We start from the raw sequence: 18,977 nt of genomic DNA, 5'->3' as shown, positions 1-18,977 counted from the left end.
CGACCATCCTGTTCGCTCGTCGCCGCCGCCGCAGCTTAGCGGTTTGGGCGGTCGATCGCGTTTGAGATCATCGTCTTTGCCGCTGGACCCGATCCGCGGCATTCTCTCCTGTCAGCGCGATCTGATCCGGCGGCTTCCCCCGAGGAGGCCCAGCAGGAGACCACGATGTACACGCCACCCCATTTCAAGCAGGACCGCGCCGCGAGCCTGAAATTCGCCGAAGAGCGCGGCTTCGGGACCATGTGCGCCTTTGACGGCCACAAGCCCGTTGCCTCGCCATTGCCGTTCTACCTGACCTATGCCGCGGACGGCACGCCGCAGGCCGCCTTTCATCTCGCCCGTCACAATCCGCTGCTAAAGCTTGCGGGCGGTGATGTGTCCTGGCTGCTCGCGGTCAACGGTCCCGATGCCTATGTATCGCCGGACTGGTACGTCTCGCCGGATCAGGTCCCGACCTGGCTCTACCAGTCGGTGCATCTGACCGGGCCGGTGCGGCTGTTGTCGGACGATGAGCTGTCGGTGCAGCTCGACACGCTCAGCGCCAAGTTCGAGAGCCGGCTCTTGCCGAAAAAGCCGTGGACGTCAGGCAAGATGACAGCGGGCCGGCTCGAGACGATGAAGAAGGCGATCGTTGGGCTGGTCATGACGGTTGAGGAGGTCGAAGGCAGCTTCAAGCTGAACCAGCACAAATCCGACGCCGACTATGTGGCGATCGCCAATGCGCTTAGCGCCGGCGATGCCGACGCCAAGCAGATCTCACATTTGATGCGGCAAGCCAGGCCGCAAGCCTTCGCAGAACAAGTTTTCGCAGACGATACGAACATGCTCGAAAGGAGCGCACCATGAGCCTCGCTGACACCACCAAAGCCCCGATCGCCAGCGCGGCCAAAAAGCCCGCCACCGTCTTCGTCGACGGCGGCTCCGGCACCACCGGGCTCGGCATCAACGAGCGGCTGAAGCTCCAGAGCGACGTCGCGGTGAAGACCATAGCCGATGACAAGCGCAAGGACCCCGCGGCCAAGAAGGCGGTGATGGAAGAGGTGGACCTCGTCATCCTCTGTCTGCCTGACGACGCCGCCAGGGAGACGGTCGCGCTCGTCGACAGCATGGGAACTTCTGCGCCGAAAGTGCTGGACGCTTCCACCGCCTATAGGGTCGCGCCCGACTGGGCCTATGGCTTTCCCGAGCTGACGCCAGACCAGGCCGGCAAGATCAGGGCGGCGAAAAAGGTCTCCAATCCCGGCTGCTATCCGACCGGCGCGATTGCGCTGCTGCGGCCGATCGTCGATGCCGGCCTGCTGCCGCAGGACTATCCCGTCACCGTCAACGCGGTGAGCGGCTATTCCGGCGGCGGCAAGTCGATGATCGCAAGCTTTGAGGATGGCAGCGCGCCGTCATTCGAGCTCTATGGCCTCGGCTTCGAGCACAAGCATCTGCCGGAGATGCAGCTCTATTCCAATTTGACGCGGCGGCCGATCTTCATTCCCGCGGTCGGCAACTACCGGCAGGGCATGCTGGTCTCGGTGCCGCTCCAGCTCGACACGCTGCCGGGCAAGCCTGCCGGCGCCGACCTGCAAGCAGCGATGGCAAAGCGTTACGCCGGCTCGAAATACGTCAAGGTGATGCCGCTGCAGAACGAGGCGACCAAGGGCGGCCGGCTCGAGCCGGAGGCGCTCAACGAGACCAACATGCTCGAGCTCTACGTCTTCGCCAGCGACAAGTATCATCAGGCATTGCTGGTCGCCCGGCTCGACAATCTGGGCAAGGGTGCATCCGGCGCGGCCGTGCAGAACATGCGCCTGATGCTGGGCCTGCCGGAGGAGTAAGGCACGCTATCGTGCGATGGACGCAGCGCGGCGCCGCTTCGGCGGCGCGCTGCAAAGGCGGCGAGCGACTTGGCTCGCGCGCCGTTCCTTACTGGAGAACGACGTCGGCCGGGAATGGCCGGACAGGCCGGCCGGCACACACATTGTTGCGGGCGGTCACGCTGTCGAGATGGTATTTCTCGAGGTCGCTCAGCAAGCGATTGGAAATATCGCACACGTCCTGGTGGTTGCGCGCGTAGTCGACCGCGGCGGCCCAGGCGAGGGACGCGCGAACATAGGCATCGCAGCGGCTCGACATCAACGCGCGCGTCATCGGCTTTGAAGCCTCGACGGCTTCGTTGCGCAGCCGCGTCAGTTCAGGGCATTGCGCCTGCGCGCCGGCCTGGCTGCAAGCTCCGGCGAGCGCGATCATTGCGACGGCTGAAAGACAGGTCCGCATCAGGCATCCTCGCATCGGTTGCCTCGGCTCGCATGACAATATCGTAGATTGCAGGGGCCTGCAGCTCCTTTCGGATGCTCACACCACCCCGAAGATCGCCAGCGCCAGCACGGCCTGGGCGAGGAAGCCGACGGTGAAGGCCAGCGTGCGGAACACCGGGATTCCCATCGCATAGACGATGGTATGTGCGACGCGCGACCAGAAATAAACGGCGCAGGCGAGCACGGTCCATTTCGTGGAATAGTCGATTGCGTTCAGGATCAGCACCAGCGGCGCGAAGATCACGAGGTTCTCGACCGCATTGTCATGCGCGAACATCAGCCGGTTCGCCCACTCCGCCTGCGGCTTGTCGCCCCGCGAGGGGTTGGCCATGGCACCGCTCAACCCGCGCACCTGGCATCGGTTGATGATGTAGGGAATCCAGAGAACCCCCGTCAGGATCACCGTCAGTGTCAGCCAGAACAATTCGCGTGTCATAGTGCCGATCCCCTGTGTCGTCGCTGGATTGAGACGAGTCTATACGAAAGCACGCGAGATTCCGCTATGCGCGAACTCTGACATAGCTGCCGGGTGCGTCCTCGATCGGTGGGAATGCGTCGCTGCCGACCGCGCGCGCCGGGACTTCTTCGGGATCGAGTCGGCCCAGCCACTCCCGCCAGTCCGGCCACCACGAGCCCTTGTGCTCCACGGCGCCCTTCATCCACTGCGCGACGTTGACGTCCTTGATGTTGTCGTTGGTCCAGTACTGGTACTTGTTCGAGGCCGGCGGATTGACCACGCCCGCGATGTGACCCGAGCCCGACAACACGTACTTCACCGGACCGCCGAAAAACTGCGAGCCGTACAGCACCGATTCAGCGGGGGCGATGTGATCCTCCCGGGTGGCGAGATTGTAGACGGGCACCTTGACCTTGGAGAGATCGAGCAGGGTGTTGTCGAGCACCATCGTGCCGGTCGACAGCCGGTTCTCCAGATAGCAGTTGCGCAAATAATAGGAATGGTTCGCCTGGGTCATGCGCGTCGCATCGGAATTCCAGTGCAACAGGTCGAACGCGCTCGGCTGCTGGCCCTTCAAATAGTTGCTGACGACATAGGACCAGATCAGATCGTTGGAGCGCAGCATGTTGAAGGCCATCGCCATCTTCGAGCCTTCGAGCACGCCGGCCGTCTTCATGTCCTGCTCGAGCGCTGCGATCTGCTCCTCGTCGACGAACACGAGGAGATCGCCGGCATGGGTGAAGTCGACCTGGGCGGCGAAGAACGTCGCGGACGACACGCGCTGACGGCGCTTCTCGGCGAGCCAGGCCAGCGTGGTCGCGAGCATGGTGCCGCCGACGCAATAGCCGGCGGTGTGCACCTTCATCTCGCCGGTGACCTTCTCGATCACGTCCATCGCCGTGAGCAGGCCTTCCTTCATGTAGTCTTCCCAGCCCTTGTTGCCGAGCCGCTTGTCGGGATTGACCCATGAGATCACGAACACGGTGATGCCCTGGTCGACGCACCACTTGATGTAGGATTTCTCCGGTTTGAGATCGAGGATGTAGAACTTGTTGATCCAGGGCGGCACGATCAGGAGCGGTGTGCGCAGCACCTTCTCCGTCGTCGGCGTGTACTGGATCAGTTGCATCATCTCGTTCTGGTAGATCACCTTGCCCGGGGTCGTCGCCATGTTGACGCCGACGACGAGATTGTCCGGATTGGACTGGCGGATCTTCAGCATGCCCTTGCCGGCCGCGATGTCCTCGGCCAGCATCTTGAGGCCGCGCGCGAGGTTCTCGCCGCTGGATGCCACCGTCTCGCGCAGCACCTCGGGATTGGTCAGCACGAAGTTCGATGGCGAGAGCGCATTGGTGACCTGCTGGACGTAGAACTCGGCCTTGCGGCGGGTGTGCGGATCTAGCCCTTCAGCATCGCGCACCAGCTCCTGCGCCCATTTGGTCGTGAGCAGATAGAGCTGCATGACGAAATCGAAGAACTGATTCGACTTCCATTCCGGATCGGCAAAGCGCTTGTCGCGCGGCGAGGGTGCGATCGCGGGGTCGGCGTCCTGACCGGCCATACGTCGCACCGCCGAGCCCCAGAGGTCGAGATAGTCCTTCGCGAGCTTGGTCCGCAGATCGGAGGAGCGGGACGTATCCGACAGCCAATATTCGGCGACCGACGTGAAGGTCTTGACCACCTCGGCAAGCTCGGCCGGCGGGCGATCCTGCACCTCGCCGCTCTCGCGCGGCTTGAGGTAAGCGGCGAGCGCCTTGCCGCCGCTCTCCATCGCCCGCGCGACATTCATCGCGAAGGCTTCCGCATCGAACTTCGTCTCGGGTTTCGGCGTGTCGGTCGTGGCCATACTCATGAGCAGAACAGTAACGATTCATTCCGTATTCGTCACCGCGAAGCTCGCATGTTTGACGTTAAACACTCTCGAAGATGTGTTGCACTGCGACAAATCTTCTTGGTTCCGTCACAATCAAGCCGCACCGCTCGGCTTGGTAGCGCCGGGCTATTTTCTCGCTCACGCCATTTGGGCAGCAATGGTTTGAGCTTGGGTTCGGTCTTGGGGTAAGGTTGCCCGGGGCCGTGCTTTGGGACGAGTAGGGGATTTCCCAAGTGTTGGCGTTATGGGACCTGCAAAAGACGCTGTCGATCCGCGGCGCGCTGTTGATCGGGGCGCTCGCGCTGGGCGGGTGTTCGAGCCAGCTCGCGGATCTGACGCCCACCGATGCGCAGCCGCATGCCAGGGAGTCCGGCACCTATCTGCCGGTGCATGATCTGCCGCCGGATCGCGACCAGGCGATCATCCCGCCGGAGCAGCGCGCCAAGATCGAGGCCGAGCTCGCCGCCGCACGCGATCGCCAGGCTGTGGCCGCCAAGGACGCCAAATAGGCCCGTGACGGGAGACGGGCAACGTAATCGCTGGCGCCTCCGCTTTGCCGTGCTAAAAGACCTCGGTTCAGCCAAGAGTCAGGGCGAACGACTTCAGTCTTCGTCGTCGACGATTGCTCTAAGTATTTGATTTTGAGTGATTTTCGCGATGATTCTGAGCGCCTTTTGGAATGGCCCTCGTGGCCTGTCGATTCTGTCCTGACCGGTTGCCCGGAGCCCAGAGAGCCATGGAAGAATTTTACCGCATTCGCCGCCTTCCGCCTTACGTGTTCGAGCAGGTCAACCGGGCCAAGGCGGCTGCGCGGAATGCCGGCGCCGACATCATCGACCTCGGCATGGGCAATCCGGACCTGCCTGCTCCGCCTCATGTGCTGGAGAAGCTGAAGGAGACCCTCGGCAAGCCGCGCACCGACCGCTACTCGGCCTCGCGCGGCATCCCCGGACTGCGCAGGGCCCAGGCCGCCTACTACGCCCGCCGCTTCTGTGTGAAGCTGAACCCCGACACCCAGGTGGTGGCGACGCTCGGCTCGAAGGAGGGTTTTGCCAACGTGGCGCAGGCGATCACCGCGCCCGGCGATGTCATCCTCTGTCCGAACCCGAGTTACCCGATTCATGCGTTCGGCTTTTTGATGGCGGGCGGCGTGATCCGCTCGGTGCCATCGGAGCCGACGCCGCAATTCTTCGAGGCGGCGGAGCGGGCGATCATCCACTCGATCCCGAAGCCGCTGGCGCTCGTCGTCTGCTATCCCTCGAACCCGACCGCCTATGTCGCGAGCCTCGACTTCTACAAGGACCTCGTCGCCTTCGCGAAGAGGCACGAGATTCTGATCCTGTCCGATCTCGCTTATGCCGAAGTCTATTTCGACGAGAACAACCCGCCGCCCTCGGTGCTGCAGGTGCCGGGCGCGATGGACTGCACCGTCGAGTTCACCTCGATGTCGAAGACCTATTCGATGGCCGGCTGGCGCATGGGCTTTGCCGTCGGCAATGAGCGCGTGATCGCGGCGCTCGCCCGCGTCAAATCCTACCTCGACTACGGCGCGTTCACGCCGGTCCAGGTCGCGGCGACGGCTGCGCTGAACGGCCCGGACGATTGCATCAAGGAAATGCGCGACACTTACCGCAAGCGCCGCGACGCGCTGGTGGAATCGTTCGGCCGCGCCGGCTGGGAGATTCCGCCGCCGGAGGCCTCGATGTTCGCCTGGGTGCCGCTGCCGGAAGCGTTCCGCAGCATCGGCAGCATGCAGTTCGCGACCCTGATGGTAGAGAAGTCCGGCGTTGCGGTCTCGCCCGGCGTCGGCTTCGGCGAGCATGGTGAAGGATATGTCCGCATCGCCATGGTGGAAAACGAGCAACGGATCAGGCAGGCCGCGCGCGGCGTGCGCCGCTTCCTTGAAAGCGGCATCGAAACGTTGCACAACGTCGTTCCGCTCGCCAATCGGCGTTGAGTTCTCTTCGGCAGGTTTTCTAAGACATCATGGTTGCACCCCTGAAAGTGGGCATAGCGGGGCTCGGCACCGTGGGCGCCGAAGTTGTCCGATTGATTGAAACGCAGGCGCGCGTGCTCGCGGGCCGCAGCGGCCGCGGCATCCGCGTCGTCGCCGTCACTGCGCGCTCGAAGGCGAAGAAGCGCGGTATCGACCTGCGCGGCGTCGAATGGGCCAAGGATCCGATGGCGCTCGCCATTCATCCCGAGATCGATTGCTTCGTCGAACTGATGGGCGGCGCCGGCGATCCGGCGCTGTCGGCGGTGGACGCCGCGCTGGGCGCCGGCAAGTCGGTGGTCACCGCCAACAAGGCGCTGCTGGCCAAGCACGGCCTCAAGCTCGCCAAGGCGGCTGAAAAGCACGGCGGGGCGCTGAATTTCGAGGCAGCCGTCGGCGCAGCGATCCCGGTCATCAAGACGTTGCGCGAAGGTCTGGCCGGAACCGGCATCAACCGCGTCTACGGCATCCTCAACGGCACCTGCAATTACATCCTGACCCGCATGGAGCAGGAGGGGCTTTCCTTCGCCGAATGCCTCAAGGACGCGCAGCGGCTCGGTTATGCCGAGGCCAATCCGTCCTTCGACGTCGACGGCCACGACACCGCGCAGAAGCTCGCCATTCTCGCCAGCCTCGCCTTCGGCACGAAAGTTGCTCAAAGCGCCGTGTATGTCGAAGGCATCTCGTCCATCGCGCCGGAAGATCTGCGCGCCGCCGCCGATCTCGGTTACCGCGTCAAGCTGCTCGGCGTTGCGGTTCGCACCGCCAAGGGCATCGAGCAGCGCGTGCATCCAACCATGGTTCCCAAATCCTCCTCGATCGCGCAGGTGATGGGTGTTACCAATGCGGTCACGATCGATGGCGAGGGCATTCCACCGATCACGCTGGTCGGCCCCGGCGCCGGAGGCGCAGCGACCGCATCCGCGGTGGTCGCCGACATCGCCGATGTCGCGCGCGGCATCCGCGCCAATCCGTTCGGCCGGCCGATATCGCAGCTGCGCGACACCAAGAAGGCGCCGATGGAGCGGCACGAGGGTGGTTATTACATCCGCCTGCTCGCGCGCGATTTCCCCGGCACCGCGGCTGCGATCGCGACCCGGCTTGCAGAGCAGAAGATTTCGATCGAGTCGATCGTGCAGCGTCATCCCAACGGCGGCGCTGCGCCGGCGAATGGCAAGGCGGTCCCGGTGCCCGTCATCCTGATCACCTATGCCACGCATGAGGACGCCGTGCGTCGTGCACTCGCCGCCGTGCAGAAGGACAAGGTCATCAGCGGACGGCCGCAGGTGATCCGGATCGAGAAGAACTGAGCATGCTGGGACCCGGAGGGCCGCGCTAGCGCAAAGTGTGAAGCGGTTTTCCGGAAAAGAGCATGCTCGAACTAAAAGGCGTTCGTTCGAACGAACACCGGGCGTTGAGAGTTGATGCGGGCAGAGATGTCTGTCCCAAACCGTTTCGAAGGAGTAAGCCGATGTCGACCCATATTTCAGTCCCGCCGCACGCGTTGCTCGAGCGCATCCTCACGCTGGAGATTGTGCGGGTGACGGAGCGGGCGGCGGTGTCGTCGGCGCGGTTGCGCGGGCACGGCAACGAGAAGCAGGCTGACCAGGCCGCTGTCGACGCCATGCGCCGCGAGCTCAACAAGCTGCCGATCGAAGGCACCATCGTGATCGGCGAAGGCGAGCGCGACGAGGCGCCGATGCTCTTCATCGGCGAGAAGGTCGGTATGAATGCCGGTCCCCAGGTCGATATCGCGGTCGACCCGCTCGAAGGCACCACGCTGTGCGCCAAGAACATGCCGGGCGCGATCGCGACCATGGCGATGGCCGATGGCGGCACGCTGCTGCACGCCCCCGACGTCTACATGCAGAAGCTCGCGATCGGACCCGGTTACGACAAGGGCGTCGTGGATCTCGACGCTTCGCCTGCCGACAACGTCCGCCGCCTCGCCAAGGCCAAGGGCGTCAAGCCGGAAGGCATCACCGTGCTCGTGCTCGACCGTCCGCGCCATGCCGATATCATCGCGAGCGTGCGCTCGACCGGCGCTGCGGTGCGCCTCATCACCGACGGCGATGTTGCCGGCGTGATCCACTGCGCCGACCCCGACAACACCGGCGTCGACATGTATCTCGGCACCGGCGGTGCGCCGGAAGGCGTGCTCGCGGCCGTGGCGCTGCGCTGCATCGGCGGCCAGATGCAGTGCCGCCTCATCCTCGATTCCGACGAGAAGCGCGAGCGCGCCGCCAAGATGGGCGTCAACGACCCCAAGATGATCTACGGCATCGAGGACATGGCGCGCGGCGACTGCCTGTTCGCCGCCACCGGCGTCACCACGGGCTCGCTGCTCTCGGGCGTCAAATTCCGCAAGGACGGCGTGATCGAGACCGAGACGGTGGTGATGCGCTCCGTCACCGGCACCGTGCGCTACATCAAGGCCGAGCATCGCGAGCTGGCGAAGTTCCATCTGGATTGATGTTTGCTGTCATTCCGGGGCGACGCGAAGGCGTCGAACCCGGAATCCAGAGATGACAGCGCGAGATTCCGGGTTCTCAGGGCCGTGCGTGGCGCGGACCCATCGCCCGGAATGACAATGATAAGAACAAATGGGAAGCGCACATGTCCGATCTCTCCGCCGTCAAAGCCCTCGTCTTCGACGTGTTCGGCACCGTGGTCGACTGGCGCACCAGCCTGATCAGCGACTTCATGTGGTGGGGCAAACAGCGCGGCATCGCCACCGACTGGACCGCGCTGGTCGACGGCTGGCGCGGCATGTACGTCGCGTCCATGGATGATGTGCGCAAGCACCCGGAACGCGGCTACGTCATGCTCGACGATCTGCACCGCCGCTCGCTGGAGAAGCTGGTCGAGAAACTCGAAATCAAGGGCCTCACCGAGGCCGATCTCGATTATCTCACCAAGGGCTGGCACCGCCTGCATCCCTGGCCCGATAGCGTCGCCGGCCTCAAGCGGCTGAAATCCAAATTCGTGATCGCGCCGCTCTCGAACGGCAACGTGGCGCTGCTCACCAACATGGCGAAGTTTGCAGGGCTCCCGTGGGACCTCATCATGTCGGCCGAGCTATTCGAGCACTACAAGCCTGATCCCGAGACCTATCTCGGCGCCGCCCGTCTGCTGTGCCTCAAGCCGGAAGAGGTGATGATGGTCGCCGCCCACAACGGCGATCTCGCTGCCGCGCAGAAGTACGGGCTGAAGACTGCCTTCGTGGCGCGACCGACCGAATACGGTCCTTTGCAGAAGGTCGATTTCGAGGCGACCGGCAATTGGGACATCGTTGCAAAGGACTTTGGCGGCATCGCCGATAGATTGGGCTGCTAGGCCGCGTTTTCCAGATGCGATCGGCTTCGGTTGCTTTTCGGGGACGCCTTGGCGCAGGCAACATGGGATGCGAAGAGCATGGGCAAGCGGATCCCCGAACCATATCGACATCTCCGAACCTTCGCGTTCGGCGACAGCCCCGCGCTGGCGGATGAACTGGTCGAGCTCGTCATCAAGGGCATCAAAACGGCGACGTGCAGCACGGAAGACGAGCCGAACACCTCCACGCCCGGTGAGCGCTGGGTCGTGCTCGACGGCCGAGGAGAGCCGCGTTGCGTCATCGAATCCGTCGACGTGACGTATCGGCGCTTCAACGAGGTCGACGCAGCGTTTGCGTATGAGGAGGGAGAAGGCGACCGGAGCTTGGCCTATTGGCGCCGCGCCCATCAGTCCTATTTCGGCAGGCTCGGACGATATAGCGATGACATGATGCTGATGTGCGAGCGTTTTCGTCTGGTCGAGGTCTTCGGCGACAGTCCACCCGAGGGCTCGTTCGAACTGACGGAGCCCGGGGGATAGCACCTCACGCGATACGCAGCGTAAGATCGCCGCCCTCGGTCTCGGCAAAGCCCGCCTGTAGAACCTCTTCGCGCTTGTGACGCAGATGCGCACGCAGGATGTGGGCGAGGCCGACGCCGTCGCGGCGCTGAAGCGCGTTGAGGATCGCCTCATGCTCCTTCACCGCGAATGCCCAGCGCTGCGGCGTCATCGGCGTGACGTAGCGCGCCCGCCGGATGCGCGCGGTCACCGAGGTGTAAAGCCCCGCGAGCACGGGATTTCCGGCTGCGGTGACGATGGCTTCGTGAATGGCGCGGTTGCCGCGATAGTACTGGATCAGGTCGCCGTCGCGATAATGCTGCACCATGGCCGCATGGGCCGTGGCGATCGCGTCGATCTCGGCGTCCGTGATGCGCTCGCAGGCGAGCTCGCCGGCGAGGGCCTCCAGCCCCTGGCAGACCTCGAACAGGTCGCGCATGTCCTTGTCGGTCAGTTTTGCTGCGCGCGAGCCGCGATGCGGCAGCAGCTGCACCAGCCCTTCCGCCGCCAGCACCTTGAGCGCCTCGCGCAGCGGCGTGCGCGAAATCTCGAGCCGCTCGCACAGCTCGCGCTCCGGAATCCTCGCACCCGGGGGGATTTCGCCGTCGAGCAGGATGGCGCGGATGCGGCCGACGACTTCCTCATGAAGCATGGGTCCGAGCTCAATTTGAATGCAAAAGTGAACTTATACGCATCTATTTGTAAGTTATAGCTTGAAAATTCCAAATTTTGCATTCAAAAATGCAAAAGACAGAAAGGTGTGAGGAAATGGACCTGCAACTGGCGGCAGAAGACCTCGTCTTCGAGCGCGACGACGGCATCGGGCGGATCACCTTCAACCGACCGCAGGCCCGCAATGCCTTCACCTTCGCCATGTACGAACGGCTTGCCGCGATCTGCGAGGAGGCCAACCGCGACCATGCGATCAAGGTGCTGGTGCTGCGCGGGGCCGGCGACAAGGCCTTCGCCTCGGGCACGGACATCAACCAGTTCCGCGAATTCAGGACGCCGCAGGACGCGATCGACTACGAGAACCGCATCGATCGCGTGCTGACCACGCTGGAGCAGTGCCGGGTGCCGACGATCGCGGCGATCAACGGGTTCTGTACCGGAGGCGGGGCGGGCATTGCTGCGGCCTGCGACCTCCGCATCGGCACGAAAGCTGCGAGAATCGGATTCCCCATCGCCAGGACGCTCGGCAACTGCCTGTCGATGTCCAATGTCAGCCGTCTCACCGCGCTCATCGGCGCCGCGCGCGTCAAGGATCTCATCTTCACCGCGCGCCTTGTCGATGCCGCGGAGGCTGCGAGCATCGGGCTGCTGGGCGAGGTCGTCGACGATCTTGCGGCCCTCGACCAGCGTGCCGAGGAGGTGGCCCGCCTCCTCGCGAGCCATGCGCCGCTGACGCTGAATGCGACCAAGCAGGCGGTCGCCCGCCTGCAAAGGCGGCTGACCCGGGACGAGGGCGAGGACCTCATCCTGATGTGCTACACGAGCCAGGACTTTCGCGAAGGGCTCGATGCTTTCCTCAACAAGCGCGCGCCGCAATGGCGCGGCCAATAGGACGAGCCGATGCAAAGCGACCGATCTCAATCCACCTCCCGCCGTTCGGGACCGCTGGCCGGCCTCAAGGTCATCGATCTCACCCATGTCATGGCCGGGCCGACCTGCACCTTGATGCTCGCCGACATGGGCGCCGACGTCATCAAGATCGAGAAGTGGCCCAACGGTGACGACACCCGCCATTCGGTGCCGCCGAAGATCGGCGAGGAGGCGGCGTCCTTCCTGATGATGAACCGCAACAAGCGCGGCATCGTGCTGGATCTGAAGACCGACGGTGGCAAACAGGTGCTGCGACGGCTGATCGCGGATGCCGACGTGCTGGTCGAGAACTTTGCGCCGGGCGCGATGGAGCGCCTCGGCTTCGGCTACGAGGCGCTGCACACGGAATTCCCGGCACTGATCTACTGCTCGCTGTCGGGTTTCGGCCGCACCGGTCCCTACAAGCACCGCAGGGGATTTGACCTCGTCGCGCAGGCGATGAGCGGCATCATGAGCTTTACCGGCGAACGCCCGGACGGTCCGCCCGTCAAATGCGGTCCGCCGCTGTCCGACATCACGGCCGGCCTGCTCGCGAGCATGGGCATCCTTGCGGCCTACGCGCATCGTCTCAAGACCGGCAAAGGGCAGTGGGTCGAGACCTCGCTCTATGAAGCCGCCCTGGTGCAGACCTATTGGCAGTCGACCATTGCGCTTGCGGCCGGCACGGCGCCGCGCGCCATGGGCTCGGCGCATCCGCTCAATGCGCCGTATCAGGCGTTCGAAGCCTCGGACGGCTGGCTCGTGGTCGGCGGCGCCAACAAGAAGCATTGGCTGCTGATGCTGGAAGCGCTCGGCGCGAGCGAGCTTGCCGCCGATCCGCGCTTCGTCACGGGCGCCGATCGCATGGCCAATCTGAAAGAGCTCGAATCCGTCCTGAGCGAACGCTTCCGCACCAAGTCGCGGGCGCATTGGCTGGCGGCGCTGGACGAGAGGGGCGTGCCGTGCGGCCCCGTGCACGACATGCTGGAGGCCTTAAACGATCCGCAGACGCTGGCGCGCGAGATGGTCGTCGAGGTCGAGCACTCCACGCTCGGCCCGGTCAAGACGATCGGGCTTCCGATCAAGTTTTCGGAGACGCCAGGCAAAGTGCTGTCAGGCGCGCCGGTCTATGGTGAGCACACGAGCGAGGTGCTGGCCGAGCACGGGTTCGACCAGTCACGAATCGAAGCGCTCGAAAAAGAAGGCGCGATCGTGCTCGCATCGGGACAACGCGAGGAACGCGTCGCCTGAACAGGGGGCCGACAACAACAAAAGACAAGATCAGCTGGAGGAAATCATGGGTCGGACGTCAACATTTCTGCTCTCTGCGGCCGTAGCCGTGCTGGTCGGCACGATGCCGGCGAGTGCCGCCTGGCAACCACAAAAGCCGATCGAGTTCGTCGCCACCGCCGGGCCTGGCGGCGGCACCGACAATCTCGCGCGCGCGGTGCAGAACATCATCACCAAGCACAAGCTGACGGAGCAGCCGATCGTCGTCGTCAACAAGGGCGGCGGCAGCGGCGCCGAAGGCTATGTCTACGGCAAGGCCTCCGCGGGCGACCCCTACAAGGTGATCTTCGGCACCTCGAATGCCTGGCAGCAACCGCTCGTCTCCAAGGTCGCCTTCAACTACACCGATCTCACCCCGATCGCGGCGATGGCGCAGGACGAGTTCTTGCTCTGGGTCAAGCAGGACGCGCCGTACAAGACGGCGGGCGACTATCTCAAGGCGGCCGCATCGGGCGAATTCAAGATGGGCGGCGCGCAGTCGAAGGACACCGACGAGGTGCTGACGCGCATGATCGAGAAGGCCGGCAAGGTCAAGCTGACCTATATCCCTTTCAAGAGCGGCGCCGAGACCGCCGTGCAGCTCGCCGGCGGACATCTCGACTCCCACGTCAACAATCCCAGCGAAAGCCTCGGGCAATGGCGGGGCGGCACGCAGCGGCCGCTCTGCGTGTTCAGCCCGAAGCGGCTGCCGCAGGGGCCGAAGGTCACCGCGACCGAAAGCTGGAGCGATGTGCCGACCTGCGTCGAGCAGGGCCTCGACATCAAGCAATATGAGCAGCCGCGCACCGTGTGGCTGCCCGGCAAGGTCACGCCGGAGCAGGCCGCGTTCTATGTCGACCTCATGAGGAAAGTGCAGGCAACGCCGGAGTGGAAGGACTACATCGAGAAGACCTCCCAGGTCGACACGTTCCTGACCGGTGCCGAGTTCGACAAATTCATCAAGGAGGACCTCGATCACGTCAAGCAGGTCGCGAGCGAGCAGGGCTGGCTGGTCAAGTAAGGCATTACGCCATGATCTCCCGTCGTGCGCTTGAACTTGCGACCGCCGTCCTCGCCGGCAGCTTCGGTGTCGCCGTCGTCGTCTCCAGCGTCGACAACGGCATCGGCTGGTCGAGCGCAGGCGTCGATGCCGGCACGTTCCCGTTCCTGACCGGCATCGTCATCGTGCTCGGGAGCCTCTACAATCTGGTGCGCGGCGTGCTGTCGGCCGCGACAGTGGCAAACGTCCCCATCGCCATCACGTCCATCGAGCTGCGGCGGCTCGCCGGCCTGTTCGTACCGGCTGCGATCTTCGTCGCTGCGATCCCGCTTGCCGGGATGTACGTCGCCTCGGCTCTGTATGTCTTTTCGGTGCTGGCGATCCCCAGGCACCAATCCATGCCGCGCGCGCTCGCCATGGCGGCGGCCACGGCGCTCGCGCTCTACGTCGTGTTCGAGCGCTTATTCCAAGTCAGCCTGCCGCACGGCGCGCTCGCCGCGGCGCTTGGTTTCTGAGGGGGCAGCGAGATGGACAATCTCCAGGACCTCCTGCACGGCTTCACCATCGCGGTCACGGTGCCGCATCTGGCCCTGATGGCGGTTGGCGTGCTGCTCGGCATTCTCGTCGGCGTGCTGCCGGGACTGGGCGCGCCGAACGGGGTGTCGCTGCTATTGCCGCTGACCTTCGGCATGCAGCCGGTCTCAGCGATCATCCTGCTCTCGAGCATGTATTGGGGCGCGCTGTTCGGCGGCTCGGTGACCTCGATCCTGTTCAACATTCCCGGCGAGCCATCGTCGGTCGCGACCACCTTCGACGGCTATCCGATGGCACGCGACGGCCGGCCGACCACGGCGCTCGCGACCGCCTTCGGCTCCGCGGCTTTCGGCGCGCTGATCGGCGTCATCCTGATCACCTTCCTCGCATCCTGGGTGGCGCAGGTTGCGCTCGCGTTCGGGCCGGCCGAGTATTTTGCGGTCTATTTCCTCGCCTTTGCCAGCTTCGTCGGCATGGGCGGTGCGGCACCGGTCAAGACCGTCGTGGCGCTGGCGATCGGCTTTGCGATCGCCGCCATCGGCATCGACACGGTCTCCGGCAGCGTGCGTCTCACCATGGGCGTAGATGAGCTGGTCAAGGGCGTCAGCTTCGTCGTCGCGGTGATGGGCCTGTTCGGCATCGGCGAGCTCCTGGTCGCGGTCGAGGAGGAGTTTCACGCCCGCGCCGTCTCCTCGAAGATCGATTGGCGCGAGGTGTTTCGCGCCGTCGGGCGCCTGCCGCGGCATGGCGTTGCCCTGCTGCGCAGCGCCGCGATCGGCTGCTGGATGGGGATCACGCCGGGCGGCCCGACCGCGGCCTCCTTCATGAGCTACGGCATCGCCCGCCGCTTCTCCCGCCGCAGCCGGCATTTCGGCACCGGAGAGGTCGAAGGCATCATCTCGCCGGAGACCGCCGATCATGCCGCCGGGACCAGTGCGCTGTTGCCGATGCTCTCGCTCGGCATTCCAGGCTCGGCCACTGCGGCCGTGATGATGGGCGGGTTGATGATCTGGGGTCTCAATCCCGGGCCGATGCTGTTCGTCGATAGCAAGGACTTCGTCTGGGGCCTGATCGCCTCGATGTATGTCGGCAACATCGTCGCGGTCGCGCTGGTGCTGATGACCGTGCCCGTGTTCGCCGCCTTGATGCGGATTCCCTTCGTCGTGATCGCGCCCCTGATCGTGATCATCTGCGTCGTCGGCGCCTATTCGGTCTCGAACTCCTATCTCGACGTGGTCATGATGCTGGGGTTCGGCATCGTCGGCTATCTCTTCAAGAAGCTGTTCTATCCGCTGGCGCCGCTCGTGCTCGCGATCGTGATCGGCGACAAGGCCGAGGACGCGTTCCGGCAATCGATGCTGATCTCAAAGGGATCACTTGGCATCTTCTTTGCGAACAAGTTGGTGACGTGCCTGATCGTGGGCGGCATCGCGCTGCTGCTGCTGCCGCTGGTCTTGCAGCTCACACGTCTCTGGCGCAGGCCAGCGTCGCCCGCAATCGACACGCCAGCCCAGGAAAAGGTGATCATATGACCGCAAAGCCGCTCATTGCATTGGCAATGGGAGATCCCGCCGGCATCAGCCCCGAGCTGACGGCGAAGCTAGTGGCGCAGGACGACATCCGCGCGAGCTGTCGGCTCGTCGTCATCGGCGACCGCCGCATCTTCGACGAAGGCGCGCGCATTGCCGGCCTCGAGCCGGAGCTGACGATGGTGGACCAGGGTGTCGACCTTCGCGCGGCGCAGGAAGATGCACTGTTCGTCGATCTCCGCCACCTCGACCTCAGCGAGGTCGAGCCGAGGACCGCGACCCTTGCCGGCGGCAAATTCGCGCTGACGAACTATCGGCACGCGCTCGAACTCGGCCGCGACGGCCACGTCGACGCGGTCTGTTTCACCCCCTTCAACAAGCAGGCGATGCGTTTTGCCCGTGCCGAGTACGATGACGAGATCGCGTTCTCGGCCGAGGTCGTCGGCCTCAAGACGCCGGCAAGCGAATTCAACGTGCTGGACCGGCTCTGGAATGCACGGGTCACTTCGCACATCCCGCTCAAGGACGTGGCTGCAAAGCTGTCGAGCGAGCGCATTCATCGCGCGCTCAGGCTGACCGATTCCTGCATGCGCAAGGCCGGCTTCGCGCGGCCGCGCATCGCCGTCGCAGGCCTCAATCCGCACGCCGGCGACGGCGGCAATTTCGGCCGCGAGGAGATCGAGGTGATTGCGCCGGTGGTCGCGGACGGCCAGCGCGAGGGCATTGCCGCGGAGGGACCGTTCCCGGCCGACACCGTGTTCCTGCGCGCCAGGGCCGGCGCGTTCGATGCCGTGCTGACCATGTATCATGACCAGGGCCAGATCGCCATGAAGCTGATGGGCTTCGATCGTGGCGTGACGTTGCTTGGCGGCTTCCCGTTCCCGATCTGCACGCCCGCGCACGGCACTGCCTACGACATCGCAGGGCAAGGCGTCGCATCGATTGGCGCTAGCCGCGCTGCTCTGCTGCTCGCAACGGAGATGGCGGGGACTCGTTCTGGCTGATTTTGCCCGCACCGGGGGAGCGAGCGCCGACTACCGCGCGCGCCCTGCGCGCAGACTTAGACTTTAGGGAAAAACTGGAAACTTCCGCCGTCGCGACGAGTTGGCGACCCATGAACATCTCCCACGTCGGAGCTGGAACATGGTCGATGACGGCCCACTACGAACTGCGGTGGACACCGCATGGTGCGTGTACCGCGCCCGGCATCGCGATGTCGATGCTGCGGATGGCCGTCGCTGCCTGCTCGAGCGTCATCTGCAAGGGAGGCGGGAAGCGCGGGAGAGTAACGGCGACGCCCAGGAACTCGCAGCATTCGGGCTTGCCTATCTCGAGCGGCTTTCCGATGACGAATGTTGAGGTTCATTGAGGGCCTCGCCTGTCGCGTGGCGAGCGCAAGCGCGAGGCCGGATTGGACGCTGCTGGCGATTTCGAATCTTCTATCCGCAGCTATCGTGTTCATTCTTCGTTCAGCGGTGTAGCAGGCTCTCATGCGCATCGCCCAGCTCGCTCCCCTGGCCGAAAGCGTCCCTCCGAAGCTCTACGGCGGCACCGAGCGGGTGGTGGCCTGGCTTGTAGATGAGCTCGTCGAGCGCGGCCACGACGTCACCCTCTTCGCCAGCGGTGACTCCCGAACGACGGGCAAGCTCCACCCGGTGTGGCCGCGCGCGCTGCGTCTCGGCCGGAAGGGCACCGATCCGAGTGCAGCCTGCGCGATGCTGCTGGAGGCAATCGCGAAACGAGCCAGAGACTTCGATGTGATCCACGCCCATGTCGACTGGCTGCATCTGCCATTGCTCAGCCGCCTTGGCGTGCCGTTCCTGACAACCCTGCATGGCCGGCTCGATCTGCCTGGGCTGCCTGACGTGGTTCGGCAATTCCCCGATGCGAGGTTCGTCTCGATTTCCGATCACCAGCGCCTGCCGCTTCCGGAGGCGAAATGGATTGGAACGATCCAGCACGGATTGCCCTCGGAGCTGTTGCACGCCTCCTACGGTGGCGGGTCCTATCTGGCGTTTCTTGGCCGTCTCACGGCGGACAAGGGTCCAGAGGACGCCATCCGTATCGCGCACGCCGCCCGGATGCCTCTCCGCATCGCCGCGAAGATTCCGCGCGCCGAGACTGCCTACTTCAGGAAACGCCTCGCGCCCCGGATCGACGGCGAGAAGATCCAGCTCGTCGGCGAAGTCGACGACGTGAAGAAGCAATCATTGCTTCGCGGAGCAGCCGCTCTGGTATTTCCAATCGCTTGGCCGGAGCCCTTCGGATTGGTCATGATCGAGGCGATGGCGTGCGGAACACCGGTGATCGCCTATCGCTCCGGCTCGGTTCCTGAGGTCATCGAACACGGCCTGACCGGTTTCATCGTCGAGAGCGAGGAGCAAGCCGTCAAGGCGGTCGGCGAATTGGCCAAGCTGGATCGAAAGAGGGTGCGCGCCCGGTTCGAGGAGCGCTTCACTGCACGCCGAATGGCGCAACAATACGAAGAACGATACCGGGAGCTGATTGCCCCGGCAGCACGAGGACTCGACACGCAGCCGTTGGAACCATGAAAGGAGATGG

The 18,977-nt window shown here is 64.4% G+C and carries 20 protein-coding genes; 16 read left to right on the top strand and 4 right to left on the bottom strand.

Annotation, left to right across the window (positions count from 1 at the left end; genetic code table 11):
- Positions 1 to 165 precede the first annotated feature (165 nt).
- Positions 166 to 846: an FMN-binding negative transcriptional regulator gene (locus P6U27_RS19125; protein WP_122403390.1), complete on the top strand. Its 681-nt coding sequence runs from the start codon at positions 166 to 168 to the stop codon at positions 844 to 846.
- Positions 843 to 1,826, top strand: a complete 984-nt coding sequence (gene argC, locus P6U27_RS19120) for an N-acetyl-gamma-glutamyl-phosphate reductase (protein WP_407192327.1) — start codon at positions 843 to 845, stop codon at positions 1,824 to 1,826. Before P6U27_RS19125 ends, argC begins: the two co-directional genes overlap by 4 nt.
- Before the next feature lie 88 nt (positions 1,827 to 1,914).
- Here argC and P6U27_RS19115 read toward each other — a convergent pair whose 3' ends face one another.
- The 3 genes from P6U27_RS19115 to P6U27_RS19105 form a co-directional block, all read right to left on the bottom strand.
- Positions 1,915 to 2,238 (bottom strand): hypothetical protein, encoded by a 324-nt coding sequence (locus P6U27_RS19115; protein WP_407192326.1) that lies wholly within the window; start codon positions 2,236 to 2,238, stop codon positions 1,915 to 1,917.
- A 105-nt stretch (positions 2,239 to 2,343) separates the two neighbouring features.
- The gene (locus P6U27_RS19110; RefSeq protein WP_122403387.1) at positions 2,344 to 2,742 is read right to left on the bottom strand and encodes an MAPEG family protein; all 399 of its coding nucleotides are present in this window, start codon (positions 2,740 to 2,742) and stop codon (positions 2,344 to 2,346) included.
- A 64-nt stretch (positions 2,743 to 2,806) separates the two neighbouring features.
- Positions 2,807 to 4,615: an alpha/beta hydrolase gene (locus P6U27_RS19105; protein WP_162500291.1), complete on the bottom strand. Its 1,809-nt coding sequence runs from the start codon at positions 4,613 to 4,615 to the stop codon at positions 2,807 to 2,809.
- Between the two features lie 254 nt (positions 4,616 to 4,869).
- On the opposite strand from P6U27_RS19105, the gene P6U27_RS19100 reads away from it, so the two are divergent.
- The 6 genes from P6U27_RS19100 (at position 4,870) to P6U27_RS19075 (ending at position 10,484) form a co-directional block, all read left to right on the top strand.
- Positions 4,870 to 5,145 (top strand): hypothetical protein, encoded by a 276-nt coding sequence (locus P6U27_RS19100; protein WP_122403385.1) that lies wholly within the window; start codon positions 4,870 to 4,872, stop codon positions 5,143 to 5,145.
- Between the two features lie 227 nt (positions 5,146 to 5,372).
- Positions 5,373 to 6,593, top strand: coding sequence for an LL-diaminopimelate aminotransferase (locus tag P6U27_RS19095; protein ID WP_407192325.1), 1,221 nt, complete (start codon positions 5,373 to 5,375; stop codon positions 6,591 to 6,593).
- A gap of 29 nt (positions 6,594 to 6,622) precedes the next feature.
- Positions 6,623 to 7,939: a homoserine dehydrogenase gene (locus P6U27_RS19090; RefSeq protein ID WP_407192324.1), complete on the top strand. Its 1,317-nt coding sequence runs from the start codon at positions 6,623 to 6,625 to the stop codon at positions 7,937 to 7,939.
- A gap of 161 nt (positions 7,940 to 8,100) precedes the next feature.
- Positions 8,101 to 9,102: a class II fructose-bisphosphatase gene (gene glpX, locus P6U27_RS19085; RefSeq protein ID WP_122403382.1), complete on the top strand. Its 1,002-nt coding sequence runs from the start codon at positions 8,101 to 8,103 to the stop codon at positions 9,100 to 9,102.
- 143 nt (positions 9,103 to 9,245) lie between these two features.
- Positions 9,246 to 9,965, top strand: coding sequence for a haloacid dehalogenase type II (locus P6U27_RS19080; RefSeq protein ID WP_122403381.1), 720 nt, complete (start codon positions 9,246 to 9,248; stop codon positions 9,963 to 9,965).
- Between the two features lie 78 nt (positions 9,966 to 10,043).
- Complete coding sequence (locus tag P6U27_RS19075) at positions 10,044 to 10,484, top strand: ASCH domain-containing protein (protein WP_209294265.1); 441 nt, start codon at positions 10,044 to 10,046, stop codon at positions 10,482 to 10,484.
- Between the two features lie 4 nt (positions 10,485 to 10,488).
- On the opposite strand, the gene P6U27_RS19070 is transcribed toward P6U27_RS19075, so the two are convergent.
- A complete protein-coding gene (locus P6U27_RS19070; protein ID WP_129142837.1) occupies positions 10,489 to 11,154 on the bottom strand; it encodes a GntR family transcriptional regulator in 666 nt (221 codons plus the stop codon).
- 116 nt (positions 11,155 to 11,270) lie between these two features.
- On the opposite strand from P6U27_RS19070, the gene P6U27_RS19065 reads away from it, so the two are divergent.
- From P6U27_RS19065 to P6U27_RS19030, 8 genes are all read left to right on the top strand, one after another.
- On the top strand, positions 11,271 to 12,065 hold the full coding sequence (locus tag P6U27_RS19065) for an enoyl-CoA hydratase/isomerase family protein (RefSeq protein WP_407192323.1): 795 nt from the start codon (positions 11,271 to 11,273) through the stop codon (positions 12,063 to 12,065).
- A 9-nt stretch (positions 12,066 to 12,074) separates the two neighbouring features.
- Complete coding sequence (locus tag P6U27_RS19060) at positions 12,075 to 13,334, top strand: CaiB/BaiF CoA transferase family protein (RefSeq protein WP_407192322.1); 1,260 nt, start codon at positions 12,075 to 12,077, stop codon at positions 13,332 to 13,334.
- Positions 13,335 to 13,380: 46 nt separating this feature from the next.
- Complete coding sequence (locus tag P6U27_RS19055; RefSeq protein WP_407192321.1) at positions 13,381 to 14,373, top strand: Bug family tripartite tricarboxylate transporter substrate binding protein; 993 nt, start codon at positions 13,381 to 13,383, stop codon at positions 14,371 to 14,373.
- Between the two features lie 11 nt (positions 14,374 to 14,384).
- Positions 14,385 to 14,867 carry a tripartite tricarboxylate transporter TctB family protein gene (locus tag P6U27_RS19050; protein WP_407192320.1) on the top strand — a complete coding sequence of 161 codons (483 nt, stop codon included), beginning with the start codon at positions 14,385 to 14,387 and terminating at the stop codon, positions 14,865 to 14,867.
- A 12-nt stretch (positions 14,868 to 14,879) separates the two neighbouring features.
- Positions 14,880 to 16,418 (top strand): tripartite tricarboxylate transporter permease, encoded by a 1,539-nt coding sequence (locus tag P6U27_RS19045; protein ID WP_407192319.1) that lies wholly within the window; start codon positions 14,880 to 14,882, stop codon positions 16,416 to 16,418.
- Positions 16,415 to 17,419: a 4-hydroxythreonine-4-phosphate dehydrogenase PdxA gene (locus P6U27_RS19040; protein WP_407192318.1), complete on the top strand. Its 1,005-nt coding sequence runs from the start codon at positions 16,415 to 16,417 to the stop codon at positions 17,417 to 17,419. Before P6U27_RS19045 ends, P6U27_RS19040 begins: the two co-directional genes overlap by 4 nt.
- A 139-nt stretch (positions 17,420 to 17,558) precedes the next feature.
- Positions 17,559 to 17,774 carry a hypothetical protein gene (locus tag P6U27_RS19035; protein ID WP_122403373.1) on the top strand — a complete coding sequence of 72 codons (216 nt, stop codon included), beginning with the start codon at positions 17,559 to 17,561 and terminating at the stop codon, positions 17,772 to 17,774.
- Between the two features lie 131 nt (positions 17,775 to 17,905).
- Positions 17,906 to 18,967: a glycosyltransferase family 4 protein gene (locus P6U27_RS19030; protein ID WP_407192317.1), complete on the top strand. Its 1,062-nt coding sequence runs from the start codon at positions 17,906 to 17,908 to the stop codon at positions 18,965 to 18,967.
- Positions 18,968 to 18,977: the final 10 nt, after the last annotated feature.

Origin of the sequence: Bradyrhizobium sp. STM 3566, from assembly GCF_045571445.1 — a bacterium.
Lineage (GTDB): Bacteria > Pseudomonadota > Alphaproteobacteria > Rhizobiales > Xanthobacteraceae > Bradyrhizobium > Bradyrhizobium vignae.
The sequence above is the reverse complement of the archived record's forward strand: the minus strand, read 5'-3'. Positions and strand labels throughout refer to the sequence as shown.

Bases quoted from the DNA above. Each gene is read 5' to 3' on its own strand.
- P6U27_RS19125 (WP_122403390.1), top strand. From the start codon at position 166: ATGTACACGCCACCCCATTTCAAGCAGGACCGCGCCGCGAGCCTGAAA.
- argC (WP_407192327.1), top strand. From the start codon at position 843: ATGAGCCTCGCTGACACCACCAAAGCCCCGATCGCCAGCGCGGCCAAA.
- P6U27_RS19115 (WP_407192326.1), bottom strand. From the start codon at position 2,238: ATGATCGCGCTCGCCGGAGCTTGCAGCCAGGCCGGCGCGCAGGCGCAA.
- P6U27_RS19110 (WP_122403387.1), bottom strand. From the start codon at position 2,742: ATGACACGCGAATTGTTCTGGCTGACACTGACGGTGATCCTGACGGGG.
- P6U27_RS19105 (WP_162500291.1), bottom strand. From the start codon at position 4,615: ATGAGTATGGCCACGACCGACACGCCGAAACCCGAGACGAAGTTCGAT.
- P6U27_RS19095 (WP_407192325.1), top strand. From the start codon at position 5,373: ATGGAAGAATTTTACCGCATTCGCCGCCTTCCGCCTTACGTGTTCGAG.
- P6U27_RS19090 (WP_407192324.1), top strand. From the start codon at position 6,623: ATGGTTGCACCCCTGAAAGTGGGCATAGCGGGGCTCGGCACCGTGGGC.
- glpX (WP_122403382.1), top strand. From the start codon at position 8,101: ATGTCGACCCATATTTCAGTCCCGCCGCACGCGTTGCTCGAGCGCATC.
- P6U27_RS19080 (WP_122403381.1), top strand. From the start codon at position 9,246: ATGTCCGATCTCTCCGCCGTCAAAGCCCTCGTCTTCGACGTGTTCGGC.
- P6U27_RS19075 (WP_209294265.1), top strand. From the start codon at position 10,044: ATGGGCAAGCGGATCCCCGAACCATATCGACATCTCCGAACCTTCGCG.
- P6U27_RS19070 (WP_129142837.1), bottom strand. From the start codon at position 11,154: ATGCTTCATGAGGAAGTCGTCGGCCGCATCCGCGCCATCCTGCTCGAC.
- P6U27_RS19065 (WP_407192323.1), top strand. From the start codon at position 11,271: ATGGACCTGCAACTGGCGGCAGAAGACCTCGTCTTCGAGCGCGACGAC.
- P6U27_RS19060 (WP_407192322.1), top strand. From the start codon at position 12,075: ATGCAAAGCGACCGATCTCAATCCACCTCCCGCCGTTCGGGACCGCTG.
- P6U27_RS19055 (WP_407192321.1), top strand. From the start codon at position 13,381: ATGGGTCGGACGTCAACATTTCTGCTCTCTGCGGCCGTAGCCGTGCTG.
- P6U27_RS19050 (WP_407192320.1), top strand. From the start codon at position 14,385: ATGATCTCCCGTCGTGCGCTTGAACTTGCGACCGCCGTCCTCGCCGGC.
- P6U27_RS19045 (WP_407192319.1), top strand. From the start codon at position 14,880: ATGGACAATCTCCAGGACCTCCTGCACGGCTTCACCATCGCGGTCACG.
- P6U27_RS19040 (WP_407192318.1), top strand. From the start codon at position 16,415: ATGACCGCAAAGCCGCTCATTGCATTGGCAATGGGAGATCCCGCCGGC.
- P6U27_RS19035 (WP_122403373.1), top strand. From the start codon at position 17,559: ATGGTCGATGACGGCCCACTACGAACTGCGGTGGACACCGCATGGTGC.
- P6U27_RS19030 (WP_407192317.1), top strand. From the start codon at position 17,906: ATGCGCATCGCCCAGCTCGCTCCCCTGGCCGAAAGCGTCCCTCCGAAG.